The 26,222-nt window shown below is 68.4% G+C and carries 27 protein-coding genes; 8 read left to right on the top strand and 19 right to left on the bottom strand.

What is annotated here, in order from left to right; genetic code table 11:
• Nucleotides 1-640 precede the first annotated feature (640 nt).
• Entirely contained in the window at nt 641-2,398 is a 1,758-nt protein-coding gene (locus tag ACNQS7_RS22370; RefSeq protein WP_418014254.1) for a PE family protein, read from the top strand.
• A 139-nt stretch (nt 2,399-2,537) separates the two neighbouring features.
• Nucleotides 2,538-3,557, top strand: coding sequence for a PAS domain-containing protein (locus ACNQS7_RS22365; RefSeq protein ID WP_418014253.1), 1,020 nt, complete (start codon nt 2,538-2,540; stop codon nt 3,555-3,557).
• 50 nt (nt 3,558-3,607) lie between these two features.
• Here ACNQS7_RS22365 and ACNQS7_RS22360 read toward each other — a convergent pair whose 3' ends face one another.
• The 7 genes from ACNQS7_RS22360 to ssd are packed head-to-tail and all read right to left on the bottom strand — an operon-like array spanning nt 3,608 to nt 8,065.
• Complete coding sequence (locus ACNQS7_RS22360; RefSeq protein ID WP_418016102.1) at nt 3,608-3,913, bottom strand: Rv3654c family TadE-like protein; 306 nt, start codon at nt 3,911-3,913, stop codon at nt 3,608-3,610.
• Nucleotides 3,914-3,929: 16 nt separating this feature from the next.
• Nucleotides 3,930-4,211 (bottom strand): TadE family type IV pilus minor pilin, encoded by a 282-nt coding sequence (locus tag ACNQS7_RS22355; RefSeq protein ID WP_418016101.1) that lies wholly within the window; start codon nt 4,209-4,211, stop codon nt 3,930-3,932.
• Between the two features lie 41 nt (nt 4,212-4,252).
• Entirely contained in the window at nt 4,253-4,453 is a 201-nt protein-coding gene (locus tag ACNQS7_RS22350; protein ID WP_418014252.1) for a DUF4244 domain-containing protein, read from the bottom strand.
• A gap of 15 nt (nt 4,454-4,468) precedes the next feature.
• Complete coding sequence (locus ACNQS7_RS22345; protein ID WP_418014251.1) at nt 4,469-5,053, bottom strand: type II secretion system F family protein; 585 nt, start codon at nt 5,051-5,053, stop codon at nt 4,469-4,471.
• Nucleotides 5,050-5,853: a type II secretion system F family protein gene (locus ACNQS7_RS22340; protein ID WP_418014250.1), complete on the bottom strand. Its 804-nt coding sequence runs from the start codon at nt 5,851-5,853 to the stop codon at nt 5,050-5,052. Before ACNQS7_RS22340 ends, ACNQS7_RS22345 begins: the two co-directional genes overlap by 4 nt.
• The gene (locus ACNQS7_RS22335; RefSeq protein ID WP_418014249.1) at nt 5,850-7,016 is read right to left on the bottom strand and encodes a TadA family conjugal transfer-associated ATPase; all 1,167 of its coding nucleotides are present in this window, start codon (nt 7,014-7,016) and stop codon (nt 5,850-5,852) included. Before ACNQS7_RS22335 ends, ACNQS7_RS22340 begins: the two co-directional genes overlap by 4 nt.
• Nucleotides 7,013-8,065, bottom strand: coding sequence for a septum site-determining protein Ssd (gene ssd / locus ACNQS7_RS22330; RefSeq protein ID WP_418016100.1), 1,053 nt, complete (start codon nt 8,063-8,065; stop codon nt 7,013-7,015). The genes ACNQS7_RS22335 and ssd overlap by 4 nt, the downstream gene beginning before the upstream one ends.
• Before the next feature lie 503 nt (nt 8,066-8,568).
• Between ssd and ACNQS7_RS22325 the strand changes: the two genes are divergently transcribed.
• Nucleotides 8,569-9,426, top strand: a complete 858-nt coding sequence (locus ACNQS7_RS22325; protein WP_418014248.1) for an HAD-IB family hydrolase — start codon at nt 8,569-8,571, stop codon at nt 9,424-9,426.
• 436 nt (nt 9,427-9,862) lie between these two features.
• Here the strand turns inward: ACNQS7_RS22325 and ACNQS7_RS22320 are convergent, their stop codons facing one another.
• Genes ACNQS7_RS22320 through ACNQS7_RS22295 form a run of 6 tightly spaced genes read right to left on the bottom strand, consistent with a single transcriptional unit; the run spans nt 9,863 to nt 16,162 of the window.
• On the bottom strand, nt 9,863-10,594 hold the full coding sequence (locus ACNQS7_RS22320; RefSeq protein WP_418016099.1) for an oxidoreductase: 732 nt from the start codon (nt 10,592-10,594) through the stop codon (nt 9,863-9,865).
• Between the two features lie 35 nt (nt 10,595-10,629).
• Nucleotides 10,630-12,267 (bottom strand): dipeptide ABC transporter ATP-binding protein, encoded by a 1,638-nt coding sequence (locus tag ACNQS7_RS22315; protein WP_418014247.1) that lies wholly within the window; start codon nt 12,265-12,267, stop codon nt 10,630-10,632.
• Nucleotides 12,264-13,112 carry an ABC transporter permease gene (locus ACNQS7_RS22310; protein ID WP_418014246.1) on the bottom strand — a complete coding sequence of 283 codons (849 nt, stop codon included), beginning with the start codon at nt 13,110-13,112 and terminating at the stop codon, nt 12,264-12,266. The genes ACNQS7_RS22315 and ACNQS7_RS22310 overlap by 4 nt, the downstream gene beginning before the upstream one ends.
• Nucleotides 13,078-14,004 (bottom strand): ABC transporter permease, encoded by a 927-nt coding sequence (locus ACNQS7_RS22305; RefSeq protein WP_418014245.1) that lies wholly within the window; start codon nt 14,002-14,004, stop codon nt 13,078-13,080. The genes ACNQS7_RS22310 and ACNQS7_RS22305 overlap by 35 nt, the downstream gene beginning before the upstream one ends.
• A gap of 2 nt (nt 14,005-14,006) precedes the next feature.
• The gene (locus ACNQS7_RS22300) at nt 14,007-15,611 is read right to left on the bottom strand and encodes a peptide ABC transporter substrate-binding protein (RefSeq protein WP_418016098.1); all 1,605 of its coding nucleotides are present in this window, start codon (nt 15,609-15,611) and stop codon (nt 14,007-14,009) included.
• Nucleotides 15,612-15,637: 26 nt separating this feature from the next.
• Nucleotides 15,638-16,162, bottom strand: a complete 525-nt coding sequence (locus tag ACNQS7_RS22295) for a DUF4232 domain-containing protein (protein ID WP_418014244.1) — start codon at nt 16,160-16,162, stop codon at nt 15,638-15,640.
• A gap of 85 nt (nt 16,163-16,247) precedes the next feature.
• Here ACNQS7_RS22295 and acs point away from each other — a divergent pair, with 85 nt between their 5' ends.
• Nucleotides 16,248-18,200, top strand: a complete 1,953-nt coding sequence (acs, locus tag ACNQS7_RS22290) for an acetate--CoA ligase (RefSeq protein ID WP_418014243.1) — start codon at nt 16,248-16,250, stop codon at nt 18,198-18,200.
• Nucleotide 18,201: 1 nt separating this feature from the next.
• On the opposite strand, the gene ACNQS7_RS22285 is transcribed toward acs, so the two are convergent.
• Nucleotides 18,202-18,888, bottom strand: a complete 687-nt coding sequence (locus tag ACNQS7_RS22285; RefSeq protein WP_418014242.1) for a S1 family peptidase — start codon at nt 18,886-18,888, stop codon at nt 18,202-18,204.
• 242 nt (nt 18,889-19,130) lie between these two features.
• Here ACNQS7_RS22285 and ACNQS7_RS22280 point away from each other — a divergent pair, with 242 nt between their 5' ends.
• Both ACNQS7_RS22280 and ACNQS7_RS22275 read left to right on the top strand, forming a co-directional pair.
• Complete coding sequence (locus ACNQS7_RS22280; protein ID WP_418014241.1) at nt 19,131-19,673, top strand: phage holin family protein; 543 nt, start codon at nt 19,131-19,133, stop codon at nt 19,671-19,673.
• Nucleotides 19,674-20,627, top strand: a complete 954-nt coding sequence (locus tag ACNQS7_RS22275; protein ID WP_418014240.1) for an alpha/beta fold hydrolase — start codon at nt 19,674-19,676, stop codon at nt 20,625-20,627. It begins immediately after the preceding gene.
• On the opposite strand, the gene marP is transcribed toward ACNQS7_RS22275, so the two are convergent.
• From marP to nth, 4 genes are read right to left on the bottom strand one after another with little or no spacing between them, the layout of a single operon-like run.
• Nucleotides 20,620-21,813 (bottom strand): acid resistance serine protease MarP, encoded by a 1,194-nt coding sequence (gene marP, locus ACNQS7_RS22270; protein ID WP_418016097.1) that lies wholly within the window; start codon nt 21,811-21,813, stop codon nt 20,620-20,622. The two genes, ACNQS7_RS22275 and marP, sit on opposite strands and share 8 nt — an antisense overlap.
• A 5-nt stretch (nt 21,814-21,818) precedes the next feature.
• Nucleotides 21,819-22,631 (bottom strand): NUDIX hydrolase, encoded by an 813-nt coding sequence (locus ACNQS7_RS22265; protein WP_418014239.1) that lies wholly within the window; start codon nt 22,629-22,631, stop codon nt 21,819-21,821.
• Between the two features lie 6 nt (nt 22,632-22,637).
• Complete coding sequence (locus ACNQS7_RS22260) at nt 22,638-23,276, bottom strand: TlpA family protein disulfide reductase (protein WP_418014238.1); 639 nt, start codon at nt 23,274-23,276, stop codon at nt 22,638-22,640.
• Nucleotides 23,277-23,287: 11 nt separating this feature from the next.
• On the bottom strand, nt 23,288-23,968 hold the full coding sequence (nth, locus tag ACNQS7_RS22255) for an endonuclease III (RefSeq protein ID WP_310787233.1): 681 nt from the start codon (nt 23,966-23,968) through the stop codon (nt 23,288-23,290).
• 152 nt (nt 23,969-24,120) lie between these two features.
• On the opposite strand from nth, the gene ACNQS7_RS22250 reads away from it, so the two are divergent.
• Nucleotides 24,121-24,528, top strand: a complete 408-nt coding sequence (locus tag ACNQS7_RS22250) for a hypothetical protein (protein ID WP_418016096.1) — start codon at nt 24,121-24,123, stop codon at nt 24,526-24,528.
• Nucleotides 24,529-24,636: 108 nt separating this feature from the next.
• Complete coding sequence (crp, locus tag ACNQS7_RS22245) at nt 24,637-25,311, top strand: cAMP-activated global transcriptional regulator CRP (protein ID WP_036362963.1); 675 nt, start codon at nt 24,637-24,639, stop codon at nt 25,309-25,311.
• A gap of 117 nt (nt 25,312-25,428) precedes the next feature.
• Here crp and ACNQS7_RS22240 read toward each other — a convergent pair whose 3' ends face one another.
• Nucleotides 25,429-26,217 (bottom strand): MBL fold metallo-hydrolase, encoded by a 789-nt coding sequence (locus ACNQS7_RS22240; protein WP_418014237.1) that lies wholly within the window; start codon nt 26,215-26,217, stop codon nt 25,429-25,431.
• Nucleotides 26,218-26,222 lie beyond the last annotated feature (5 nt).

Here is a 26,222-nt window from a genome sequence, read left to right as displayed (position 1 = left end):
TTCGAGTGGTCGTCACCGGTCCCGCCGTTTGCTAATTTGCGTCGGGAAAGCAACCGTCAACGATTTGAATGGCGGAAAAACCATGTACCACGGCATTGCGGGCGACAACGACCGGGTCGCACAGACCGCCACATCCGGCCGACCCTTCCGAAGCCGCCCTACCAGGAAGCCACCCCTGTCGAGACGCCTTGCGATGCAACGTATTCCATGCTGCCCGATCAGCAATGGAAGACGATCGGCGTGATCTCGAACACGGATTGCGTTGCGCAATCCGGTGGACGGCGACCGACCCCTCGACGGTCGACCTCCACGGATCTGCTTTATGCGATCGACAACACAGTCCGAGGTCGCACAGCCAAAACGCGAATGCAGCAGCAACGTACCCGGGTTCGAGCCGCGAACGCAACACACAAGTGGGCCATTTCACGAAAAAATTTCGAGCAAAATCCTTCTGACGGTATGACAAACCGCACAGCCGTGGGGACGCGTGTTGCGCCCGCCGAAAATACCTACCACGCCGCTCAACCGACGGCCGGCCACCTGTCGACTGTAGGCGCAAATGCCCTTCGCACAACGGATTTGACGCCGCCGTCAGGATTCCCCCGCAAGCTCACCTGCGTCTCTCGCCCGGAAGGCAGACATGTCGTATCTGATTCTCGCTCCCGACCTACTCACAACTGCGACAGCGGATCTGGCCCATATCGAATCCCGGATCGGTGCTGCCAATGCCATCGCCGCCGCCCACACCGCTTCGATTGTGGCCGCGGCCGAGGACGAGGTGTCGACCACAGTCGCGGCCCTGTTCGGCACACACGCCCGGGAGTTTGTGGCGCTCAGCGCTGACGTCTCGGCGCTCCATCAACGGTTTGTGCAGACGCTCGGGTCTGCCGCGACGTCGTATGCCGGTGCTGAGGCGGCCGGCGCTTCGCCACTTCAGGCGGTGCTGAACGTGATCAACGCGCCCACCCAGGCACTGCTGAACCGCCCGCTGATCGGTAACGGAGCCAACGCCGCGCCCGGAAGCGGCCTTCACGGCGGGGATGGCGGACTGCTGTTCGGCAACGGCGGGGCCGGCGGTTCCGGCGCTTACAACCAGAACGGAGGCAAGGGCGGGGCCGCCGGGCTGTTCGGAACCGGCGGCGCCGGCGGCGCGGGCGGGGCGGCACTGCTTGGAGTGGCGGGGACGGGCGGCGCTGGCGGCACCGGCGGACTGTTGTTCGGCCAGGGCGGTGCCGGCGGTACGGGCGGCGGAACCAGCGGTTTCGTGGAGTCGGTCGTCGTGGGGGCCGGCGGCGCCGGGGGTGCCGCTGGGCTGTTCGGCACCGGGGGCACAGGCGGCACCGGCGGCCGCGGCAACGGCCTGCTGGCCGGCGGCGCGGGTGGGGCCGGTGGCCCCGGTGGGCTGTTCGGTAACGGCGGCACCGGCGGCACCGGCGGTAATGGCACACCCGGTGGCGGCAACGGGGGTACGGGCGGTGCGGGCGGACTCTTCGGCGACGGCGGGGTCGGCGGTTCGGGCGGGCAGGGCGCGATGGGCGGCCACGGTGGAACTGGTGGAAACGGCGGGCTGCTGTCCGGCAACGGAGGTGTCGGCGGCCTGGGCGGCTTCGCCGGCGGTGGTGGCACCGGTGGCACGGGAGGCACCGGGGGCCAGGCCGGCCTGGTCGGCGACGGCGGCGTCGGCGGGGCCGGCGGCAGCGCAACTAGCGGCAGCGCGGGTGCCGGCGGCGGGGGCGGAGACGGTGGCCTGTTCTACGGGGACGGCGGAACGGGCGGCCAGGGTGGCAGTTCGGCGTTCGGCAGCGGTGGCGCAGGCGGTGGCGGCGGCAATGCCGTGGGACTGTTCGGCGCCGGGGGCAGCGGCGGAGCCGGTGGCGGCACCCCCGGCGGGCCACTCGGCGGCAATGGCGGGACGGGCGGTACCGGCGGAATGCTTGTCGGCCCGGGCGGCACCGGCGGTGCCGGCGGAGTGGGCCAACACGGCGGCGCGGGAGGGTCGGGCGGCGGCGCGCGAAACATCGGCAACGGTGGGTCCGCCGGCGCCGGAGGGGTGGGCCTGTTCGGCGGCGCCGGGGGCGACGGCGGCAGTGCGGGAACGCTCTACGGAAACGGTGGAGCAGGTGGCGCCAGCGGCGACGGCAACCAGACCGGCGGCGGCCCGGGGGGCAACGGTGGCAACGCGGGGCTGATCGGCAACGGGGGCAACGGGGGTGCCGGCGGCAACGTGCCGACCATCGGTTTTGTCGGCTACCACGGCGGTAACGGCGGCAACGCGGGGCTGATCGGCAACGGAGGTAATGGCGGCAACGGTGGTTTCGGCCCAGCGTCGACGGGAGCCGGCGGACTCGGTGGCGCCGGTGGTCAGCTGCTCGGGCAGACCGGGATCGATGGGCAGTAACCGAAGACAACCTGCTGTATCTCCCTTGACTGCAACGAGATTCCGCAGCAATTCGCATCCGCGCACCCGAAGCGAAGGTGCCGCGTACCACACCCCGCCCTGTCAACGAGGCGACATGCGATCGCCTAAGCTGCACCCTATGAGCCACGACTGGTTGCTCGTGGAGACGCTGGGGGACGAACCCGCCGTCGTAGCGCAGGGACGGCAACTCAAGAACCTCGTACCGATCACCAACTTTCTGCGCCGCAGCCCCAACCTTGCGGCCGTCAAGACGGCTATTGCCGAGTCGGTGCAGACCGGACAGGCGCTGACCAGCATCACCCCCAAGAGCGACCGGGTCATCCGCACCGAACCGGTGATGATGTCGGACGGCCGCATGCACGGCGTGCACGTGTGGACCGGACCGATCGACGAGGAACCGCCTGAGCGACCCGTGGTGGGCCCGTTGAAGTGGGACCTGACGTGCGGAGTGGCCACCGATACGCCGGAGTCACTGGCCAACAGTGGTAAGAACGCCGAGGCCGAGGTCACCTACGGCAGAGCCTTCGCCGAGGACCTGCCATCCCGGGAGCTCAACCCCAACGAAACCAAAGTCCTGGCCATGGCGGTAAAGGCCGAGCCGGGTCAAACACTATGCAGTACTTGGGATCTGACGGACTGGGAGGGAAATCCCATCCGGATCGGCTTCACCGCCCGCAGCGCGCTGGAGCCGGGACCCGACGGCCGTGACCACTTGGTGGCCCGCGCGATGAACTGGCGCGCAGAACGCACAGGCCCGCCGGTCGTCGCCGACGACCTGGCCCAGCGGATACTCAACGGCCTGGCGCAGGCGGGCGTGCATCGCGCGCTCGTCGACCTCAAGAACTGGACGTTGCTGAAATGGCTGGACGAGCCGTGCTCGTTCTACGACTGGCGCGGCAATGAGGGCAAGCAACGCGTCCATCCTGATGACGAAGCTGTATTACGCTCGATGACACAGGAATTCGCCGACGGCGCGACCAGTCGAGTGCTTCGGCTGCCGGGCAATGACACCGAGTGGGTGCCGGTACACGTCACCGTCAACAGGGTGGAACTGGAACCCGAAACCTTCGCCGGGCTCATCTCGCTGAGGTTGCCGACTGAGGAAGAAGTGGCTGCGGCGGGATTTTCGACGGACTAGACGACCGGCATCGTGGCCGACCATGCGCCGGACTGAACTGCGGCGCTCGGTCAGCGCACCGGTCCCGCCCGCGCAGCGGCCCGTGCGGCGCCCACCGCAGGCACGGCCACTTCGACGCTCACGACCACGTCGAGGTCTTGCACCGTGCACTCCACATCGCGAACCCGCATCTGGCGGACGACCGACGTCGCGCGCGCACAGGCAACCGAAACCCCTTGCGGCAGCGCGGCGGCCCCGGCCAGGGCACCGAGGTCGGCCGCCGCCTGCGCCCGATGACGCGCCGCCACCACCGACCCGAGGTAGACCCCCGCGGCCGTGACGAACAGCAATACAGCGACCGCGGCAACGGCGACCACCGTGACCGAGCCGCGATCATCCCGGCTCCTCCGCCGATACCGCTCTGGCAGCGATATCCAGCGCAGGCAACAGCTTTGACCGCGCCACGACGGTAGCGACCAGATAACCACCTTGATGTTCCAGCCGAACCTGCGCACCCGGTGGCGCCATTTGTCGCGCCACTGCCACGGCGTTGCGGTGGTCGCCGCGCGCCGCCAAGCGGGCCGCTTCACGTGCCGCGTCGACACAGCGCACCTGCATCGACACCGCGGTGAGCCCGGCCAGGCACAGCACGAGCACCACCACCAGGGCAGAGATCGCGAAGGCCGCCTCGACGGTGCTGGAACCCGCACTGCCGGCTAGACCTTGGTGCTCAACGCACGACCGATGATGTGGTTGAGCGCGGACACAACCGAGTCCCCGGTCACGACCGTGTACAGGATCGCCCCGAACGCCGCGGCCGCAATCGTGCCGATGGCGTACTCGACCGTAGACATGCCGGACTCGTCGCTCGCCAGCATCGTCAACCGTGCCGCGATCACCCGAAACGTATTGCGCATCATCATATTCCTTCCTCATATCAACCCCGACTGCAGAACATCGCCGGCCAACCCGGCCACCACCGGAACGATGCCGAGGCACACGAAAGCCGGCAGAAAACACAGACCCAGCGGACCCGCGATCAGCACCCCGGCGCGCTCGGCGGCCGCCGCCGCCGCGGCCGCCGCGTCGTGACGAGACTGCACCGCGAGCTCGGCAACGCCATCGGCGAGAGCGGCGCCCGAAGTCGACGATCGCCGTGCCAACCGCAGCAGGCTGTCGAGCTGCCCGTCGGCGGGGCTCAGACCCGTCGGCGTCGACCACGCAATGGACGAGTCGGCACCCAGCGCCAGCAGATCGGCGGCGCGCCGCAACACCGATGCCAGCCGCGGCGGCGCGGAGGCCGCGGTCGCCGACGCAGCCGTCGCGACAGCCATACCCGCCAGCAGACACACCGCAAGGACGTCCAGGCTCGAAGCCATCCCCAACGGGTCCGGGCCACGCTGACCCTCTCGAGCGTGGCGGAACGACCTCGACGGCAGCCCCGCACGAGCGCGGACCACCGTCGGGCCTGCGCCCGCCAGCAACGCAACCGCCAGCAGCACCGCCGCGACACTCATGCCGCGGCCGCGCGATCGGCGATGCGGTCCGACCACCACAACCCAACGCAGGTCAGCGTCACGCCCGCCATCAGAAAGCTTCCGCCCGCGTGGCCGCCGAACAGGAACCGCACCGGCCGGGCGCCGATCAGCTGGCCGAGCAACAAACCCAACATTGGCAACCCCGCCAGGATGGCGGCAGTAGCGCGGGCACCGGCCAAACCCGACCCGACTACCGCCGAGAACCGTTGCCGCTCAACAATATCGCGCTGCGCAGCGCGCATCAGCGTGGCGATCGCCAGGCCGTGGTCGTTGGCCAGCTGCCAGCACGCCGCAAGGCGCTCCCAGTGTTGCGGCTGCGCCGATGATTCCGCCACGGCGCGCAGTCCAGCCACGACGTCGGCGCCCAGCCGCGCCCGCGCCGCGACCACCCGCATCCCCGTCGACACCGCACCGGTGGTCTCCGCGGCGGCAACGTCGAACGCATGGACCGGATGGACGCCCACTCGCAGCTCGCCGACCAGCACGTCGAGAGCCGCTTCCAGCGTCCGACCTTCTTCGGCGCCGCGCCGACCGTGGGAGCGGCGCCGGTAACGGAGGCCGGCGACGGCGCTCACCAAAGCGCCCGACAGGACGGTCGTCCACGGCAGCAGGAAAGCCGCCGCCGCGCAGACTCCCCCGCAGCACCAGCCGACAGTCCGCGGGCCGACCTCGGTTCGCCGGCCCGCCGGCAACGCGGAAACCAGTCGGGCTCGCGACGACGCCGATGACACCAGCAGCGCCGCCGACAACAGCAGCGCGGAAAGTTGCAGCCCCGTCACGCCGGAATCCTGTTCCGCAGGGCCGCATCCAACTCTGCGGCGGCGTCCCCGCTGCCGCGGTCCGCGTGCCACGCTGTGATCGCCCGGACCAGCCCCCTCTCGTGTCGGCGCAGCAGCGCGATCTCGCCGAGTCGTCGCCGTCCCGCCCGATCCCGGGTCATGTGCAGCAGCACCTGAACCGCGGCCGCGAGCTGGCTGTGCAGCGCGCTGCGGTCGAGCCCCCCGAGTGCGCCCAGCGCCTCCAGCCGGGCCGGAACCTCGTCCGGGCTGTTGGCGTGCACGGTGCCCGCTCCCCCTTCGTGCCCCGTGTTGAGTGCTGCCAACAGGTCGACCACCTCGGCTCCCCGCACTTCCCCGACGACCAGACGGTCGGGACGCATCCGCAAGGCCTGGCGGACGAGCTGGCGCACCGTGACCTCGCCGGCGCCCTCGACGTTGGCGCATCGCGCGATGAGCTTGACCAGATGGGGATGGTGCGGGGCAAGCTCGGCGGCGTCCTCGACGCATATGATCCGCTCGCTCGGCGAGACGGCGCCCAGGATGGCCGCAAGCAACGTGGTCTTGCCGGCCCCCGTCCCGCCGCAGACCAGAAATGACAACCGTGCGGCGATGATGCCGGACAGCAGTTCGGCGGCCCGTGGCGCCACGGTGCCCGCGGCCGCCAGCGCCGCCAGGTCCTGGGTTGCCGGCCGGAGTACCCGCAATGACAGGCACGTTCCCCGGGCTGCCACCGGCGGCAGGACGGCGTGCAATCGCACCGCGAAATGGCCGGCTCCGATCCCGGTCAGCTGTCCGTCCACCCACGGCTGCGCATCGTCGAGTCGCCGGCCGGCGGCCAATGCCAGCCGTTGCGCCAGTCGCCGCACGGCGGCCTCATCGGCAAATCGAATATGGCTGCGCTGCAAACCATTTCGATTATCTATCCAAATCTCGTCCGGTGCCGTCACCAGCACGTCGGTGGTGTCGCCGGCGCGCAGCAACGGATCGAGGATGCCGGCACCGGTCAGTTCCGTCTGCAGCAGCCGAAGATTGGCCAGCACCTCTGTGTCGCCGAGTATCCCTCCGGATTCGGCGCGGATCGCCGCGGCGACCACGGCGGGCCTCAGCGGACCCGGCTCGGCGGCCAGCCGCTCCCTCACCCGCTCGATCAACGATCCGTTCATGCCGCGCTCCCGGCGGGGGCCCGCCGGCTGCTGGGCAACACGGCGAGCACCGAGCGGGCCGCCGCAGCCAGCGCGGAGCGGCGCCCCAAGCGCAGGCCGCGGTGCTCCAGCCGCTCGGCCAATCCCGGCTCGGCACGCATCGATGCCAGTAGTGGCGCGCCCGCGATGTCGGCGACCTCGGCCGCGCGCAATCCCCCCGGCGCCGGCCCGCGGACGACCAGTCCGAGATTGGGATTGATCGCCCGCAATACCGGTACAACAGCCGCAGCAGCCGCGCATGCCCGAACGTCACACCGACTGACCAGCACAACCAGCTCGACACTGTCCAGGGCCGCATGGGTCGCCTCAGTCAACCGCCGCGGAAGATCGCACACCACGGTGACGCCGCCGCGGCGGCCCGCCTCGACGATCGCCGCAACCGGATCTGCCTCCAACTCAAAGGCCCGCCGAGTACCCGACAGAACGCTTACTCCCTGGTGTCGCGGGAGCGCTTCGCGGATCGCCGGCCAATTCAGCCGTCCACCGGCAAGGGACAGGTCAGGCCACCGCAACCCGGGTGTGGACTCCCCTCCCACCAGCAGATCTATGCCACCACCCCATGGGTCGAGGTCGAGCAGCAGTGCGTCGCCCGCGGTCTGCGCCAATGCGGCGGCCAGCAGGGAGGCACCCGCGCCGCCGCAGCCTCCGATGACGGCCACGCCGTCTCCGTAGCGGCGGTCGTCACGCGCCGACTCCGCGGCTTCGGCGAGTTCGCCGACCAGCTGGTGTTCCTCTTGCGGCAGCTGCAGCACCCGCTCAGCGCCCACTGCCACCGCCGATGCCCAGGCAGCGGCGTCGGCGTCGCAGCTGCTCAACACGCTGACGTGGGCACGTCGTGGCAATGCGGCCCGGCCGTACCGGTGCGCCGCCTGCTGATCGAGGACCACCGCCGCAGCCGCTGACCATGACTTCCTGCTCACCGAACTTCGCTCGCCGGCATGCACCACCCGCAGCCCGACGGCTGCGGCGACCCGGTCGATTTCCTCGCGCAGGTGCGGCTGCGACAGGATCGCCAGCACTCCCGATCCGGTGGGTTCGGAGGGGCAACCGCCCGGAGAAACTTCGTTCACCCCTCCACCGTGCGGCGCCGACGGTATTGGACACCAGTGCCAAAGCGGGATCTGTGGAGAAAGACCGGTCTGTGCACCAAGGCGTTCGCTGGGCCCCCGTCGGCACGGGGACAAAGGCCGTCTCCGCAACGCATCGGTTGCGGGATTTCGCCGTGGGCGAGAAAGATTTTTACCCCAGAAAAGGGACGACCCCCGCCAGGGGGGAGGAGGCGGAGGTCGTCGTGTATCAGCCCCGGGGGGTCGGGCTGATACACCCTCGGCTCAAGGCCGAGTAATGCTTACTATACACATGCCAGCCGGGAGTCACGCAAGTACTCGGCGCAAGGAAATAAGTGGCTTGAACCGTGTAAATGCGGTGGGCAGAAAGACAACAGCCGTATTCAGCCGCCCACTTTGAGGCCCAACATCGCGGCGACAAGGCTTCGTCGACCTATGCTGGACTGGTGACCGCCCCCGACGAGGCCGCGCCCCAGCAAATCTCGCCGCAAACATCGGAGCCGGCGCCGCCCAGTGCCCGCACCGCCGCCTTCTTCGACTTGGACAAGACCATCATCGCCAAGTCGAGCACCCTGGCGTTCAGCAAACCCTTCTTTGCGCAGGGTCTGCTTAACCGGCGAGCGGTGCTGAAGTCGAGCTACGCGCAATTCATCTTCCTGCTTTCCGGCGCCGATCATGACCAGATGGATCGGATGCGCACCCACCTGGCGAACATGTGCATGGGCTGGGATGTCGCGCAGGTGAAATCGATCGTCGGCGAGACGCTGCACGACATCGTCACACCACTGGTGTTCGCCGAAGCCGCGGATCTGATCGCCGCACACAAGCTCTGCGGGCGTGACGTCGTCGTGGTGTCCGCGTCGGGGGAGGAGATCGTCGGGCCCATCGCCCGCGCCCTGGGCGCCACCCATGCGATGGCGACCCGGATGGTGGTGGAAGACGGAAAGTACACCGGCGAGGTCGGCTTCTACTGCTACGGCGAAGGCAAGGTGCAGGCGATCCGCGAGTTGGCCGCCCGCGAGGGTTACCCGCTCGAACACTGCTACGCGTATTCCGACTCGATCACCGACCTGCCGATGCTCGAGTCCGTGGGCCACCCGTCGGTCGTCAACCCCGACCGCGGCCTGCGCAGGGAAGCCCTCGAGCGGGGTTGGCCGGTGTTGTCGTTCTCACGACCGGTATCGCTGCGGGACCGGATCCCGGCACCCTCGGGCGCCGCGATCGCGACGACCGCCGCGGTCGGTGTCACCGCGGCGGCGGCGGGCGCGGTCACGTATGCCTTGTTGCGGCGCTTCGCTTTCTAGCAGCCGGCCGCGTCAGCAAACACTTAGTGCGCGCAATTAATTTGCGTTGCACAACTTTGACACGTTTAGGCCTTGCTGTGCCTGAGGTCTAGTAGTACAAAGGAGTCACGGCAGCCTGGTGAGGCCAAGGTCGATCCGGAAGAGAAGGTTCGATCTCCCAACCCGGGCACCCAGCACGGTTCCCGGCACCCACGCGGAGTCATAGCCACTGATATGGCAGAAGTGTTGCGGGCCTGCGTAATTGCGAAGAACAGATTGCCCCGACGGCCCTTTGGGTGGGGTCGCAGCAGGAAGTGTCGCAAACGCGCCGAGGCCACCCACGCAGCCCAGAAATGCACGCTTGGTAACCGAGAACTGTGTTGGCGGGCGGCGATTCGATAATTTCGGATCGCCGCCCGCTTTGCATTTGTGCGTCCTTATTCTGGCCATCTGCCAGCTACCGCCGGGGCACCGCCTCCGCAATCGCAAGCGCCTCCTGCGCGCCGGACCTCAGCGCCCGGCAACACAGCACCAGCCAGCCCGCCACGCCGTCGGCGGTGCCCGACGCGAACTTAGCCGCGGCACCGCGGTACGCGGCCGGCTGACGCATCCAATTGACCTCCGGCACACCGAGCCCGTGCGGGTCCAACCCGGTGGCGATGGTGACCAGACGCGACACTCCGCGTGCCACCAACCCGTCGGCGCTGCCGAAGGGCCGCAGCGTCAATAATTCGCCGTGCGCCACCGCAGCAACCACCGGCGCCGACGCCTGAGTGGGTCGGCTGACCACCTCGGCGAGCAACTCTAGCCGCCGGCCGATGTCGGGATCGACGCGCGGCCGGCCCAGCCGTTCGTCGTCAACCAGGTCGGCGGCGGCGAGCATGTGCAGCCGGGCGAGTGCTTGCAGTGGCGCCTTCTGCCATACCGCGACAAGTGCTCCCCCGCCGCCCTCCAGGGCCTGTGCCACCCGGAGCGCACCACCGAACACCGGGTCGCTCACGCCCTCAGCATCCGCGACGTCGTCCAGCCGAACCGGGCCCCCGTCGAGCACCGAGGATGCCCGCGCCGCACGGAGGGAGGCCTCTGCGGCAGTCACAGGCCAGCCACGCAGGTTGGCCCGATGCCGGTGGGCGCGGCCAAGCGCCTCGCGCGCCCGGTCGCTCGCTTCGGCGACGCCGGGCAGATCCATCAGCGGAGCCAGCGGGTCAGTCACAGGTTGCCAACCTATCGGGGCCCTCCCGGTGTCCCGGGAATGGCCTCCAGAAGCTGCCGGGTGTAGTCGTGGGCGGGCCTGGTGAACACCGCGTCGGTGGGAGCGTGCTCCACCACCTGGCCGCCTCGCATCACCAACACGTCATCGGAGATTTGCCGGACCACCGCCAGATCGTGGCTGATGAACAGATAGGTGAGCCCCAAGTTGGCCTGCAGCTCGGCCAGCAGGTCGAGAATCTGCGCCTGCACCAGGACGTCGAGCGCCGACACCGCCTCATCACAGACCAGGACATCGGGCCGCAGCGCGAGCGCCCGCGCGATGGCGACCCGCTGCCGCTGGCCCCCGGAAAGCTCGCGGGGCAGCCGGTGGAACACCGACGACGGCAACGCCACCTGCTCGAGCAGTTCGCGCACCTTCTGTTCCCGTTGGCGACGATCGCCCACCCGGTGAATACGTAGTGGCTCCTCGATGGCGCGGAACACCGAGTACATCGGATCCAGACTGCTGTAAGGGTTCTGGAAGACCGGCTGAATCCGGCGGCGGAAGGCCAGCGTCTGGCGCACCGCGCTGACGTCGGTTCCGCCGAAAACGACGCTGCCAGAGGTCGGTTGCAGCAGGCCGAGAACCATCCGCGCCACGGTCGACTTACCGGAGCCGGATTCCCCCACGATCGCCAGCGTGCTGGCACGCCGAACCCGGAACGAAACCCTATCAACCGCAAGGAATTCCGTTCGCCGCCAGGGCAGACCGCGAGTCTCGGGGTAGGTTTTGGTCAGCTCCGAAACCACCACGATGTCGTCCTGTGCGCCGACATGTTCGGCCGCCTCGGCGGCCACCCGCTCCCGGACCTCGGTGGAGCGTCTGTCGCGTGCGGTCACGGACGGAGCCGCGGCCACCAGACGCTGGGTGTACTCGTGCGCCGGCTCACGCAGAATGGACTGCGCGGCACCGGATTCCACCACCCTGCCGCGGTGGATGACCACCACCTGCTCAGCCCGCTCGGCGGCCAGCGCCAGGTCGTGGGTGATGAGCAGCAACGCGGTACCCAGTTCATCGGTGAGCCGCTGCAGGTGGTCGAGGACCTGGCGCTGTACGGTGACGTCCAGTGCCGACGTCGGTTCATCGGCGATCAGCAACCGGGGCCGCCCCGCCAGGCCGATCGCGATCAGTGCGCGCTGACACATGCCGCCGGACAGTTGGTGTGGGTATCGTCCGGCCTGCTTGGCCGGGTCCGGCATGCCGGCGTCGGCCAGTAACTGCACCGCGCGCCGTCGCGCATCGCGGTCATCGGTGTTGACGCGCAACGCCTCCCGGACCTGGAAGCCGACCTTCCACACCGGATTGAGGTTGGTCATCGGATCCTGCGGCACGTACCCGATTTCGCGGCCCCTGATGGAGCGCATCGACCGCCGGTCGGCGCCGGTGATGTCGCGCCCGTCGAACGTGATGCGCCCACCGGTGATTCGCCCCCCCGGTGACAGCAGCCCCAGGATCGCGGCCGCCGTGGTGGACTTCCCGGAGCCGGATTCGCCGACGACGGCCACGGTCTGACCGCGACCGACCCTGAGATCGACGCCGCGCAGCACCGGCTCGTCGGTACCGAACCGCACCTGCAGGCCCTCGACCGCCAGCAGAACCTGCCCCGTCATGCCCGCCACGCCCGTGACGCCGGATCCAGCCCATCGCGTAGCGCGTCACCCATCATCATGAACGCCAGCACCGTAATCGCCAGCGCCCCAGCGGGATAGAACAGAATGGCGGAGCCCGCCCGCAGCCGCATCTGTGCCACATTGATGTCCCCGCCCCAGGACACCACCGACGTCGGCAGCCCAACACCGAGATACGACAGGGTGGCCTCGGTGACGATGAAGACGCCGAGCGCGATCGTGGACACGGCGACCACCGGGCCCATCGCATTGGGCACCACGTGCCGGAGCAGCGTTCGAAAACGACTCAGGCCCAGGGCCTCCGCTGCCAGCACGTAGTCGCTGCCCCGCACTTCGAGCACCGAACTTCGAGCGATGCGTGCCACCTGCGGCCACCCGAAAAGGGCAAGTATCGCGACCACGGTCCAGACCGTGCGGTGGTGCATGACCTGCATCAGCACGATGGCGGCCAGCAGCAACGGCAGTGCGAAGAAGACGTCGGTGACCCGGGAGACCAACGCGTCGACCCAGCTTCCGTAGAACCCCGCCAACGCACCCAGCGTCCCCCCGACGACGAACACGGCCAGCGTCGCGCCCAACCCGACGGTGACCGACGCCCGCGCACCGTGAATGGTCCGCGAATAGATGTCGTGGCCCTGTAGGTCGGTACCGAACCAGTGCGCCGCCGACGGGGGAAGCAGGCTCTGGGCCGGATCGGCGTAGCCGGGGTCGACGCCGGTGAACAACGCCGGGAACGCGGCAACCAGCAGGATCAACAGGATCAGCGCGGCGGCGATGACGAACTTGGGGCGTTTATACATACCGGATCCGTGGGTCCAGCGCCGCATACAGCAGGTCCACCAACAGATTGCTGACCAGATAGATCAGCACCAGCACCGTCACGATCGACACGACCGTGGGCGCCTCCTGGCGGGTGACCGCCTGATACAGCACGCCGCCGACGCCGTGAATGTTGAAGATCCCCTCGGTGACGATCGCGCCGCCCATCAGTGCCCCGAGATCGGCGCCGAGAAAAGTGACCACGGGGATCAGCGAGTTGCGCAGTATGTGGACCGTCACCACCCGGGGCCGGGACAGCCCCTTGGCCGTTGCGGTCCGCACGTAGTCGGCATGCGCATTGGCGGCGACCGCGGACCGCGTCAACCGCACCACGTAGGCGAACGACACCAGGCCCAGCACGATTCCGGGCAGCAGCAACCGCCCGAACGTGGCGCGGCCGCCGACGGTGACCGGTGCCCAGCCAAGCCTGACGCCGAATACGAACTGCGCCAGAAATCCCAGCACGAAAATCGGGATGGCGATGATGACCAGCCCGGTGACCAACACAGTGGCGTCGAAGATGCCACCCTGACGAAGTCCGGCGATCACCCCGAACCCGATGCCCAGCACGCCTTCCACCACCAGCGCGATCAGCGCCAACCGGATCGTCACCGGAAAGGCATGCGCCAGAACAGCACTGACCGGCAGACCGGAATAAGCGCGGCCCAGGTCACCGTGCACCAGGCCGCCCAGGTAGCGCAGGTACTGCACTACAAACGGGTCGTCGAGGTGGTAGCGGGCGCGCAGTTGGGCGGTCACCTCCGGGCTCAGCGGCCGATCGCCGGCGATCGCCGCCACCGGGTCGCCCGGCAGCAGGAACACCATCCCGTAGATCAACAGCGTGGCGCCCAGGAAGACCGGGACCATGAGGGCGATCCGGCGCAGGATGTACCAGCCCATTTTCAGCCCTTCACGATGTTCTCGTAGTCGGGCAGCCCGTTCCAGGTGGGCTTGACGTTGCTGACCTGGCTCGACCATCCGATGACACTGATGTAGTACCACAACGGGACGGCGGGCATGTCGTGCAACAGGATTCGTTGCGCCGCGTTGGCCAGCACGTCCGCCTGGTGCAGGTCCGGCGCCGCCTCGGCAGCCTTCAGCGCGGCATCGAATTCCGGGCTGGAGTATCCGACGTCGTTGGATCCGGCTCCGGTGGCGTAGAGCGGCGCCAAAAACTCGATCATCGATGGATAGTCGCCGATCCAGCCGGCGCGGAACGCGGAGTCGATGGTGCGGTTGGTGATCTGGGTGCGGAAGCCGGCAAAGGTCGGTTGCGGTGCCCCGACCGCGTCGATGCCCAGCGTGTTCTTGATGCTGTTGGCCACTGCGTCCACCCACTCCTGATGGCCGCTGTCGGCGTTGTAGGCGATGGCGTATCTGCCCGTCCACGCCGATATCGCGTTCGCCTGCGCCCATAGTTGCTGCGCCCGTTGCGGGTTGAAGTCCAGCGCGTCGTTGCCGGGGATGTTCGGATCGAAGCCCGGCAACGAGCTCGCGGTGAAATCGCGCGCCGGACTACGTGTTCCATTGAAAATCTGCTGGCAGATCTGCGGGCGGTTGATGGCCGCCGATATCGCCAGCCGGCGCAGCCTCCCTTCCTCGCCGCTAAAATGCCGCAGCCGCAACGGAGTATCGAGCGACTGACTGACGGCCACCGGCCCCTTGACGGCATTGCCACCCAGGTCGCGCTGGTAGATGGTCAGCGCGCTGGACGGAATCGTATCCAGCACATCGAGATTGCCCGAGAGCAGGTCAGCGTAGGCGGTGTCCAGGTTTGCGTAGAACTCGAACCGCAAGCCCTTGTTCCGGGGCATGCGGTTGCCGTGGTAATCGGGATTGGCTGCCAGATCGAGCTTGACGTTGTGTTCCCAGGCCGGCCCGTCGGGGCCGTCGGCCAGCTTGTAGGGACCGTCGCCCACCGGATGGCGGCCGAAAGCCGCCATATCGCGGAAAGCCGAGGAGGGCAACGGATAAAACGCGTTGTGGCCCAGGCTCAGCATGAAGTCGATGGTCGGCGCCCGCAACAGCACGGTGAATTCGAGATCGCTCACCACGCGCAGCCCGGACATGGTGGTCGGCTTGCCGTCACCGGGAGCCTGCGATAGACCGTCGAATCCTTCGATCGGGCTGAAGAACTGCTGCTGCAGTTGAGCATTGACCCCGGACGCCCCGTAATTCCAGGCGTCGACGAACGAGTGGGCCGTCACCGAAGAGCCGTCGGTGAACGTCCAGCCCGGTTTGAGGACGATTCGGTAGTTGATGTTGTCGGGTGTCTCGATCGATTGCGCGACTTCGAGCGAGGGCCGCCCGGCCGAGTCGTAGGACACCAGGCCGGCGAACAGTCGGTCGACGATGCGGCCGCCGTTGCTGTCGTTGGTGCCGGTCGGGATCAGTGGGTTGGGCGGTTCGCCGCCGTTGACCACCACCGCGTCGGGGGTGAGCATGCCGCCGCCGCATCCGGCCAGGCAACCGGCCACCAACAGGGCCGCCAGCACCGTCCGCATCATCCGACGCACACCAGCGACCCTAGAGCCTAAGACGGCGGCACCGGCTCGATCGTCACCTGCGTGACCGGATGCACCTGCAACTGGCAGCCCTCGATGGCTGCCGCCACGGTGACGCTCTCACCCCCACCGGGAGGGGTGACGCTCAGCTGCGTGTAGTTCGGGCAGGGGTCGCCGCCGGCATTGACCGACATGCCCTCGACCACCGCCTCCGCGCGCTGCGACGGCGACACCGTAACGGTGGGGGGCACATCTGAGCCGTTGGGCAGGCCTCCCATGTATCCGCGCAGGGTGGGTTGCGCCGTGATGGGCGGCCCGCCGCTGCCCGACTCCACTGTGGGATAACCGGAAAGTGTGCACGGCGCCGCACCGGGAGCCGGGGCGAATATCAGTGTCACCGCGCGGTGGCCGACGGCGGCCTCGGGCCCGGCGGCAGTGACGACGAGCTGCCCGGCCGGGCACGGCGCGAGGTCGGCCGGAGCCGCCCAGGCGGGCGCGGCGGCGAAACTTGCCGTGGCGGCCAGAGCGGCCGGGATCCGAAGTGCGGTAGCCATGCCCCGAATTGTGCGGCAGGCGGTCTCCCGGTGACGAATCGAAGCCCTCAGGCTCCCGCGCCGGCGCGGAGTTACGCTCACATCCGTGACCGCGACCGAAGAGGGACACCCCACGGCCTACCCGCCCCCGACGCAGTTCGCCGAACAGGCCAACGCCCGCCCGGAACTCTACGAACAGGCCGAAGACGACCGGCTGGCGTTCTGGGCGGCGCAGGCCGACCGGCTGTCCTGGGCGACGCCGCACACCGAGGTCCTGGACTGGTCCGACGCGCCGTTCGCCAAGTGGTTCGTCGGCGGCAAGCTCAACGTCGCCTACAACTGCGTGGACCGGCACGTGGAGGCCGGCAACGGTGACCGGGTCGCCATCCACTGGGAAGGCGAACCGCAGGACCACCGCCGCACCCTGACGTACGCGCAGCTGCAGCAGGAAGTGTGCAAGGCCGCCAACGCGCTGACCGAACTGGGCCTGGTCGCCGGTGATCGGGTCGCCATCTACCTGCCGCTCATTCCCGAGGCGGTGATCGCGATGCTGGCCTGCGCACGCCTGGGCGTCATGCACAGCGTGGTGTTCGGCGGCTTCACCGCGCACGCGCTGCGGACCCGGATCGCCGACGCCGACGCCAAGCTGCTGATCACCGCCGACGGGCAGTTCCGCCGGGGCAAACCGGCGCCGTTGAAGGAGGCGGCCGACGAGGCCGTCTCGGTCGACGACAGTCCCGTCGAACATGTTCTGGTGGTGCGGCGCACCGGAATCGATGTGTCGTGGAACGAAGACCGAGACCTCTGGTGGCACGACGTCGTGGACAAGGCTTCGCCCGAGCACGACCCCGAGGCATTCGACGCCGAGCAGCCCCTGTTCCTGCTGTACACGTCTGGCACCACCGGCAAGCCCAAGGGCATCGTGCACACCAGCGGCGGGTACCTGACGCAGTGCGCGTACACGATGCACGCCATCTTCGACGTCAAACCGGAGACCGATGTGTTCTGGTGCACCGCCGACATCGGCTGGGTCACCGGGCACACCTACGGTGTCTATGGTCCGCTGTCCAACGGCATCACCGAAGTGCTCTACGAGGGCACGCCCAACACGCCAACCGAGCACCGGCACTTCGAAATCATCGAAAAGTACGGCGTCACAATCTATTACACGGCGCCGACGCTGATCCGCACCTTCATGAAGTGGGGCCGCGAGATCCCCGACGCCCACGATCTGTCGAGTATCCGGCTACTCGGTTCGGTCGGGGAGATCATCAACCCCGAGGCGTGGCGGTGGTACCGCGACGTCATCGGCGGCGGCCGGGTGCCGGTGGTGGACACCTGGTGGCAGACCGAAACCGGGTCGGCGATGATCTCGCCGCTGCCCGGCGTCAGCGAGGTCAAACCGGGTTCGGCCATGACCCCGCTGCCCGGCATCTCGGCGAAGATCGTCGACGACCACGGCGACCCGCTGCCTCCGGACGTCGAAGGGGAAACCCACGTCACCGGCTATCTGGTACTGGACCAACCCTGGCCGTCGATGCTGCGCGGCATCTGGGGCGACCCGGAGCGGTACCGCAAGACCTACTGGTCGAAGTTTGCCGACCAGGGCTACTACTTCGCCGGCGACGGCGCCCGCTTCGACCCGGACGGCGCGATCTGGGTGCTGGGCCGCATCGACGACGTCATGAATATCTCCGGGCACCGCATCTCCACCGCGGAGGTGGAGTCGGCACTCGTCGGGCACCGCGGGGTGGCCGAGGCCGCGGTGGTCGGCGTGACCGACGACACCACCGGCCAGGCCATCTGCGCGTTCGTGGTGCTGCGCTCCAACTACGAGGTCAGTGAGGGCACTGTCGAGGAGTTGCGCGCCGAGGTTGCCCACGAGATCTCGCCGATCGCCAAGCCGCGCGAGGTGCACATCGTGCCGGAATTGCCGAAAACCCGCAGCGGCAAGATCATGCGCCGGTTGTTGCGCGACATCGCCGAGAACCGCGACCTGGGTGATACGTCAACGCTGTTGGATCCCAACGTGTTCGACGCGATCCGCGAGGCGAAGTAACTCAGCCGATCGGCACGAAGCCCGAGCCGGGCCGGTTCTTGGCGACGATGTCGTCCAGGTCGGTGTTGATCGACATCACCACCGCCGGGGTGTGCAAGGGAATGTATTTGGTGACGCAACTGGGCAGACTGTCGCTGAAGGCGCCGTGGATCATCCCGACCAGCAGGTTGTCGACGGTCACCGGGGCACCGGAGTCGCCCGGCCCGCCGCAGACCTGCATCAGGATGCTGCCCGGGTCCTGGCCCGGCCCCCAGGTGACGCCGCACGAGTTGCCGGTGGTGCGGCCTTGCTTGCAGGCAACCTGTCCGAAAACCGGTTCCGGGCCGATGCCGTTGATCGCGAATCCGTTGACGTTGTTGACCGGGTTCACCTTGGCCGGGTCGAATTTGATCACCGCGTAGTCCAGGCCGTCGTTACCGGCCACCATGGTGCCGACCTGGCCATGACCTTCGGCGCCCTCCGCGGCGACCGGCGCACCTGGTCCGCCGCAGTGCGCCGAGGTGAAGCCGATCAGGTCACCGAACTTGTCGTGGCCGATCGTGGTCAGCGTGCACAGCGTGCCGGTGTTGACGACGATGCCCGATCCGCCGCCGAGTGCAACCTTGTCGTCCGCGGAAGCGGTGTTAGCCGGCAAAAACAGAAGGCCCAGGAGAACGGCCAGGACGGCCGCGGCAGAACCCGATTTCAAGGCGGGTTTCAAGCCGCATCGCGCCTTCTGCAAAGTGGTACCCCGTTCGGTTGTCAAAGATTGGAGTGAGGAATCTCAGACCAGTGGGCCAGTGTAGAGGATCAACGCATCCAGTCCGCCGCACTGCGACGGCCCTCGGCTGGCCTCGTCCGGTGCCGGGCCGCATGGCAACATAAACCGCGACGACGCGCGCTGCGCGGCCCGCAGGGACACCGGCAAGCGCGAAACGGAGAGGACCGTCTGTGAGCAAACCCGATCGCAAGAACGGTGTGCCGAGCACGCTGACCACGATCCCGCTGACCGACCCGCATGCCAGGGCCGGGGAGCCGTCGGTCGGTGACCTGATCAAAGACGTCACAGCCCAGATGTCGACCCTGGTGCGCGCCGAGGTCGAGTTGGCCCGCGCGGAGATCACCCGCGATGTCAAAAAGGGCCTGACCGGCAGCGTCTTCTTCATCTCCGCGCTGGTGGTGCTGTTCTACTCGACGTTCTTCTTCTTCTTTTTCCTGGCCGAGCTGCTGGACAACTGGGTGTGGCGCTGGGCCGCGTTCCTCATCGTCTTCGGGATCATGGTCGTCGTCACCGTGGCGCTGGCACTGTTCGGCTTCTTGAAGGTGCGCAGGATCCGCGGGCCGCAAAAGACCATCGAATCCGTCAAAGAAGCTCGCACCGCCTTCGCCCCGGGCCACGACAAGACACCGGCCGGCCCCAGACAACTCCCCGAACACCACGGCAAGCACGAGAAGCCGGAGACTGGCGCTCCCACCGATCCCTCGGGCTGGTAGATGCCGGCTCCAGATCCGTCGATCGTCCGCATCGACGGGCCTTGGCGCCATCTGGATGTGCACGCCAACGGCATCCGGTTCCACGTCGTCGAAGCGAACGACGACAGCTCCAGTGGCGCGGCCACCGGTCGGCCGCTGGTCATGCTGCTGCACGGGTTCGGGTCCTTCTGGTGGTCGTGGCGCCATCAGCTTCGCGCCCTGGCCGGAGCCCGGGTGGTCGCGGTCGACCTGCGCGGTTACGGCGGTAGCGACAAACCACCCCGCGGCTACGACGGGTGGACGCTGGCCGGCGATACCGCCGGACTCATTCGGGCACTTGGACATTCGTCGGCGACGCTGATCGGGCACGCGGACGGGGGGCTGGCCTGCTGGGCCACCGCACTGTTGCATTCGCGGCTGGTGCGCGGCATCGCGCTGGTCAGTTCGCCGCATCCGGCGGCGTTGCGGCGGTCCACGCTGACCCGCCGGGACCAGGGCCGCGCCCTGCTGCCGACGCTACTGCGGTATCAGGCGCCGCTGTTGCCCGAGCGACTGCTGACCAGACACGACGGCGCCGAGATCGAGCGGCTCGTGCGCAGCCGCAGCGGCGCCAAATGGGTTGCGTCCGAAGATTATTCGCAGACAGTGCGGTACCTGCGCCAGGCCATCCAGATCCCCGGCGCCGCGCACTGCGCGCTCGAATATCAGCGGTGGGCGGTGCGCAGCCAGTTACGCGGTGAAGGCCACCGGTTCATCAAATCCACCACCGCACAGCTGGGGGTGCCGTTGCTGCACATCCGCGGTGACGCCGATCCCTACGTCCTGGCCGCACCGGTCGAGCGCACCCAGCGCTACGCGCCGCACGGCCGCTATGTCTCCGTCGCCGGGGCCGGGCATTTCAGCCACGAAGAGGCGCCGGCGGAAATCAACCGGCACCTGACGCGCTTCCTGCAGAAGGTGCAGCAGGTCAGCTGACGCAGGCTCCGGTGCCCACCGGCGCGGTGGCACCGATCTTGGAGAGCTGGCCGGCCACCTCCTCGGCCGTCAGCACGAACCCGGTGTCGGCGTCGTCGACTGCCGCACCGAACACCACGCCGAGCACCCGGCCGTCGAGGTCGATCAGCGGCCCGCCGGAATCTCCCTGCTCCACGTTGGCCCGGATGGTGTAGACGTCGCGGGTGACCTGCTGGGGGCTGCGGTAGATGTCCGGCCCGCTGAGCTTGATGACTTCCCGGATCCGCGCGGGGGTGGCGGTGAAATTCCCGCCGCCGGGATAGCCGAGCACGACCACATCGGTGCCGGTTTTCGCGGGGGCGTCGTCGAACACCAGCGGCGCCGACGGCAATCCTGGTACGGCCAGGATCGCGATGTCCACCTGCGGGTCGTAGGAAACCACCGTGGCGTCGTAGTTCTTGCCGTTCGCCTGCAACGAGACGCTGCTGGAGCCCGCCACCACGTGCGCGTTCGTCATCACCCGCTCGGGTGCGATGACGAACCCGGTGCCTTCGAGCACCTTCTGACAGCTCGGCGCCAGGCTGCGCACCTTGACCACGCTTGGCGCGGCCGCCGCCACCACGGGGTTGTTGGCCAGCGCAGGGTCAGGGGAGGCGACCGGGATCACCGGGGTCCGGCTGAACGGCTCCAACACAGCGGGCAGGCCGGAGGTGTTCAGCAGCGCCGAAAGGCGCTTGGGCACCGTCTTCAGCCAGGTCGGCGCGACCTCGTTGACTTCGGCGAGCACGCGTGAACCCCGCACCGCGGCGGCCAGTTCCGGCTGATCTTTCGATTGGGTCAACGGGGTCGCCAACAGCCAGGCCGCCGTCAGTACCACCATCAACTGGACGCCGACGCCGATGACGGAGTCGATGGTGCGGATCGGCCGGTTGCGGATCGCGCCCCGCACCGCCCGGCCCAGCACCACACCGGCGACCTCGCCGACCACCACCAGCGCCAGGATCAGGAACAGCGCCGCGAACAACTTCGCCCGCGGAGCCGCGATGTGGCTGACGATGTGCGGCGCCAGCAACACGCCGGCCACCGCGCCCAGCACCACCCCGGCGAACGAGAGCACCGACCCGAGGGCTCCGGAGCGCCACCCGGAGATCGCGGCGATGAAAGCCACCGCCAGAACGGCGATGTCCAGCCATTGCGAGGGCGTCATCGAATTCATCGCGCCCCACCCCGCAACCCGTCGGAGTCACCGACCAACACCATCGCGTCGTCGAGTTCGCGGATGTCGTCGGTGTCCCAGGGCTGGGCCCACCCCGCTACGTCGAGAACCGCAGAGATCACCTGGCCAGTGAAGCCCCACACCAGCATCTGGTTCAGCAGAAACGCCGGTCCCGCCCAGCGGCGCCCCAAGGTGCCCCGGTAGACCATCAGCCGATTTTCCGGGTTGATGAAGGCGCGCACCGGAACCCGGGCCACGATCGCCGTCTCGGCGTCGTTGACCACCGTCACCGGGCCGGGATCCGGCGAGTAGGCCAGCACCGGGACGACGTGAAATCGCGACGGAGCGATGAAAGTGCGTTCCATGGTCACCAGCGGGTGCAACCTGTTGACGTCGATACCGGTCTCCTCGCGGGCTTCCCGCAAGGCCGTGGCGACGGGGCCTACGTCGCCGGGGTCTGATGCGCCCCCAGGGAATGCGGCCTGGCCGGCGTGGTGACGCAAGGTGGAGGCCCGCACGGTCAGCAGCAGGTCGGCGTCGTCGGGGACGCCGCCGGCAGGCCCGGCCTCCGGCCCCGAGAACAGCACCAGGACGGCGGCATCCCGCCCGCCACGGCCCAACGACTTGGCCGCCGTCACCATTGCCAGGACGTCGGCCGGCAACCGGCGGCGGAATGCCTCGGGAATCTGGTCGACGTTGTCGATCAGCGGCCGCAACCAGGCTGGGCCGGCATCAGGAGTGAGCGCGACTATCCCCCGCTCGCGCGCGGTTCCCGCTGCAGTCACCGGCACCTCATCTGATTCGCTCACCCCGCCTCACTCCCCGACCGCGGCCGCAATCTCGTCGGCGCTGTCGAATGCCCGCGGCAGGGTCTGCGCAACGCTACCGTCCGGCCGCAGCACCACCGTCGCGGGCATCACGTTTGCCACCCGCAGCGCAGCCGCCACCCGTCGGCGGCCATCCTGCAGCGTCGGCAGATGAACGCCCAGTTCGGCCAGTCGCAGCAGGGCGGCCGTCTCGTTCTCATCCTGATGCACCGTCACCACCATCACGTCGGACCCCACTCGACGTTGATACTCGGCCATCGCCGGCAGTTCGGCAGCGCAAGGCCTACACCAGTAAGCCCAGAGGTTGATCACCACCCGCCGCCCGGCCAGCGCCTTCGCCACGTCAACAGGGGCACCGTCGGCCGCGCACTCGACCACCACACCCTGCAGGACGGGGACGCCCGACCCCGCGGACGGCGCCGGGCAGGGCGCCAGGTCCGCCCGTTGTCGCGGACCGGCCAGCGCCTCGACCGTGTCCGCATCCCGATGTCCACGCCCGGCCGGCCCCGCGGTGCTGGTCTTGGGCACGGCGTCGTCGCGCAGTTGCGCCACCAGCGCCACCACGAGCGCGGCCACCACCGCTACGACCGCGATGGTCCAGCGGGCAGCACCGGAGAGCCCGTTCATGCCTGGAGCGGTTACAACCCGGCCAGGGCCAACAGGTGGTCGGTCTCCGGGCCCTGGACCAGTGGGGCGGCCAGCAGCGGGTCGGTGGGGCCCAGGCCGTAGGAGGGACAGTCCTTGGCCAGCACGCACACCCCGCACGCCGGTTTGCGGGAGTGGCACACCCGGCGGCCGTGGAAGATCACCCGGTGGCTGAGCAGGGTCCATTCCTTGCGCTCGATCAGCTCGCCGACGGCGTGCTCCACCTTGACCGGGTCTTCTTCGGCGGTCCACCGCCACCGGCGGACCAGCCGACCGAAATGGGTGTCGACGGTGATGCCGGGGATGTTGAAGGCGTTGCCGAGGATGACGTTCGCTGTCTTCCGGCCGACGCCGGGCAGCGTCACCAGCTCTTCCATGGTGTTCGGCACTTCACCGTCGAACCGCTCGACGAGGGCCTGTCCCAGTCCGATGAGCGAGGTGGCCTTGTTGCGGAAGAAGCCCGTCGGGTGGATCAGGGCCTCCAACTCTTCGCGATCGGCCTGCGCATAATCCAGTGCCGTCCGGTACTTCACGAACAACGCGGGCGTGGTCAGATTCACGCGCTTGTCGGTGCTCTGGGCCGAAAGTATGGTCGCGACCGCGAGTTCGAGCGGCGAGGTGAAGTCGAGTTCGCAGTAGACGTGCGGAAATGCCTGCGCCAGCGCCCGATTCATTCTGCGCGCCCGTCGCACCAACCCGGTGCGGGTTTCATTGGCGAAGCGCTTGGCGACGGCTTTCTCCACCGTCTTTTCCTTGGCGGGGGACGACTTTGCCGCTGACACCTACGACAGAGTACTGATTTCGTGATCTGGCTGAGATCTTGACCATGTTTACTCTTTTTGTGTTGTGGTTGCTGGTGGCCTGCATCCCCGCCTTGCTGATGCTGGCGGCGCTCGGGCTCGGGCGGCTGGAAAAGTCCCTCGACCACGACGCCGTGACCGCCTCCGATGTCGCCGATTTCCTCGACCACGCCCAAGCCGTCGACGTCCGTACGCTGGCCCGCGAAGGCATGCCGGAGGCGCTGGAGTTGCTGCACCGCCGTCAGGCCCTCGGACTGGAAGCCACACCGCAGCCCAAAGCGCTGAACGGCAGGCATCACGTCGAGACATACTTTGCTGCCGACATGGTCGGACGTATCGAATCGGGCCTGCCAACCCGCATCGGGGCCACCTGGGGCGGGCGGTATCGGGCCAACACGCAATTTACGGTGACTCGACACGTTAATCGTGTGTAGCGTTGGCAGGCCGCACCGTTTGGCCTACCTTTAGACTCGTGTCGGCCGTCACAGGTTGGCCAGCCCGTATCTACTTCGTTAGAAACTGAAGAGGCAAGAAGAGGCAACGTGGACGAGATCCTGGCAAGGGCCGGAATCTTCCAAGGGGTTGAGCCCAGCGCAGTCGCGGCACTGACCAAGCAGCTGCAGCCCGTCGACTTTCCCCGTGGACACACCGTATTCGCCGAGGGTGAACCGGGTGACCGGCTCTACATCATCGTCGCGGGCAAGGTGAAGATCGGTCGACGCTCACCCGATGGACGGGAGAACCTGCTCACGATCATGGGCCCGTCGGACATGTTCGGCGAGCTGTCGATCTTCGACCCGGGCCCGCGGACGTCCAGCGCGACGACGATCACCGAGGTGCGCGCGGTGTCGATGGACCGCGACGCGCTGCGGGCGTGGATCGCCGACCGTCCGGAGATCGCCGAGCAGCTGCTGCGCGTGCTGGCCCGCCGGCTGCGGCGCACCAACAACAACCTCGCCGACCTGATCTTCACCGACGTGCCGGGCCGAGTGGCCAAGCAGCTGCTGCAGCTCGCTCAGCGTTTCGGCACGCAGGAGGGTGGCGCCATGCGGGTCACCCACGACCTGACGCAGGAGGAGATCGCCCAGCTGGTGGGCGCGTCCCGGGAGACGGTCAACAAGGCGCTGGCCGACTTCGCGCACCGTGGCTGGATACGGCTGGAGGGCAAGAGCGTGCTGATCTCGGACTCCGAACGCCTGGCGCGCCGGGCGCGCTAACCTGCGCGCAGCGCGGGCCATCAGGTCCGCGACACTGACACGACGCACACGACACGCCGGCGCGCGGGTGCCTGGTTTCAAACTCGGCGCGACGGCCCATTCCGGAATCTGCTCGGGCTACTGAGTCCGCAGGTAGTCCAGCTGGACCTGCACCGACCACTCGGCAGCGTCCCAGAGCTTCACGTCGACGTCGGTGTAGACGTGCTCGACGACCTGGCGTGCGCCGGCATCCTCACCCAGCTCCCGCAGCGCCGAACGTACCTGTTCGAGCCGCTCGTTCCGGTGCGCCAGATAGCCCTGCGCCACCGTATCCAGATCAGGCAGTTCCGGCCCGTGTCCCGGCAGCACGACCCGCCGTCCCAGGCCGCGCAGCCGCCGCAGCGATTCCATATAGGCGGTCAGGTTGCCGTCTTCCTTGTCCATCACGGTGGTGCCGCGCCCCAGCACGGTGTCGGCGGTCAGCACCGCGTCGTCGAGCACGAACGACAATGAATCAGCGGTGTGGCCGGGCGTGGACATGACGGTGATCTTCAGGCCGGCGGCGTCGATCACTTCGCCGTCGACCAGTTCGCCGCCGAACCCGCGCAAGAACCCGCTGCCCGCCGAGCGCACCGTCGCGCCGGTTCGCTCGACCAGCTTGTCGATGCCATCGGTGTGGTCGCCGTGCCGGTGGCTGATCAGCACCAGCACGACACGGCCCTGCTCGGCGACCCGCGCGATGTGCTCGTCGTCGTCGGGCCCCGGGTCCACGACCACCAACTCGTCGCTGCGGGGACCGCGGAGCACCCAGGTATTGGTGCCCTCCAGCGTCATGAGACCGGGGTTGTCGCACAGCAACACCGAGGCAGTGTCGGTGACCGCCCGCAGTTGGGCGTAGGCGGGATGGGCGAGCGCTGACCCGGCCACGGCCG

The organism is Mycobacterium sp. 23 (assembly GCF_048287075.1).
Taxonomy (GTDB): domain Bacteria; phylum Actinomycetota; class Actinomycetes; order Mycobacteriales; family Mycobacteriaceae; genus Mycobacterium; species Mycobacterium gordonae_B.
This window is presented reverse-complemented; position numbering and strand designations above follow the sequence as displayed.

Bases quoted from the DNA above. Each gene is read 5' to 3' on its own strand.
- ACNQS7_RS22295 (WP_418014244.1), bottom strand. From the start codon at position 16,162: ATGGCTACCGCACTTCGGATCCCGGCCGCTCTGGCCGCCACGGCAAGT.
- ACNQS7_RS22345 (WP_418014251.1), bottom strand. From the start codon at position 5,053: ATGAGTGTCGCGGCGGTGCTGCTGGCGGTTGCGTTGCTGGCGGGCGCA.
- marP (WP_418016097.1), bottom strand. From the start codon at position 21,813: ATGACGCCCTCGCAATGGCTGGACATCGCCGTTCTGGCGGTGGCTTTC.
- ACNQS7_RS22315 (WP_418014247.1), bottom strand. From the start codon at position 12,267: ATGACGGGGCAGGTTCTGCTGGCGGTCGAGGGCCTGCAGGTGCGGTTC.
- ACNQS7_RS22335 (WP_418014249.1), bottom strand. From the start codon at position 7,016: ATGAACGGATCGTTGATCGAGCGGGTGAGGGAGCGGCTGGCCGCCGAG.
- ACNQS7_RS22370 (WP_418014254.1), top strand. From the start codon at position 641: ATGTCGTATCTGATTCTCGCTCCCGACCTACTCACAACTGCGACAGCG.
- nth (WP_310787233.1), bottom strand. From the start codon at position 23,968: ATGAATCGGGCGCTGGCGCAGGCATTTCCGCACGTCTACTGCGAACTC.
- ACNQS7_RS22300 (WP_418016098.1), bottom strand. From the start codon at position 15,611: ATGATGCGGACGGTGCTGGCGGCCCTGTTGGTGGCCGGTTGCCTGGCC.
- ACNQS7_RS22365 (WP_418014253.1), top strand. From the start codon at position 2,538: ATGAGCCACGACTGGTTGCTCGTGGAGACGCTGGGGGACGAACCCGCC.
- ACNQS7_RS22320 (WP_418016099.1), bottom strand. From the start codon at position 10,594: ATGGATCTGCCCGGCGTCGCCGAAGCGAGCGACCGGGCGCGCGAGGCG.
- ACNQS7_RS22310 (WP_418014246.1), bottom strand. From the start codon at position 13,112: ATGCGGCGCTGGACCCACGGATCCGGTATGTATAAACGCCCCAAGTTC.
- ACNQS7_RS22250 (WP_418016096.1), top strand. From the start codon at position 24,121: ATGTTTACTCTTTTTGTGTTGTGGTTGCTGGTGGCCTGCATCCCCGCC.
- ACNQS7_RS22260 (WP_418014238.1), bottom strand. From the start codon at position 23,276: ATGAACGGGCTCTCCGGTGCTGCCCGCTGGACCATCGCGGTCGTAGCG.
- ACNQS7_RS22350 (WP_418014252.1), bottom strand. From the start codon at position 4,453: ATGCGCAATACGTTTCGGGTGATCGCGGCACGGTTGACGATGCTGGCG.
- ACNQS7_RS22275 (WP_418014240.1), top strand. From the start codon at position 19,674: ATGCCGGCTCCAGATCCGTCGATCGTCCGCATCGACGGGCCTTGGCGC.
- ACNQS7_RS22305 (WP_418014245.1), bottom strand. From the start codon at position 14,004: ATGGGCTGGTACATCCTGCGCCGGATCGCCCTCATGGTCCCGGTCTTC.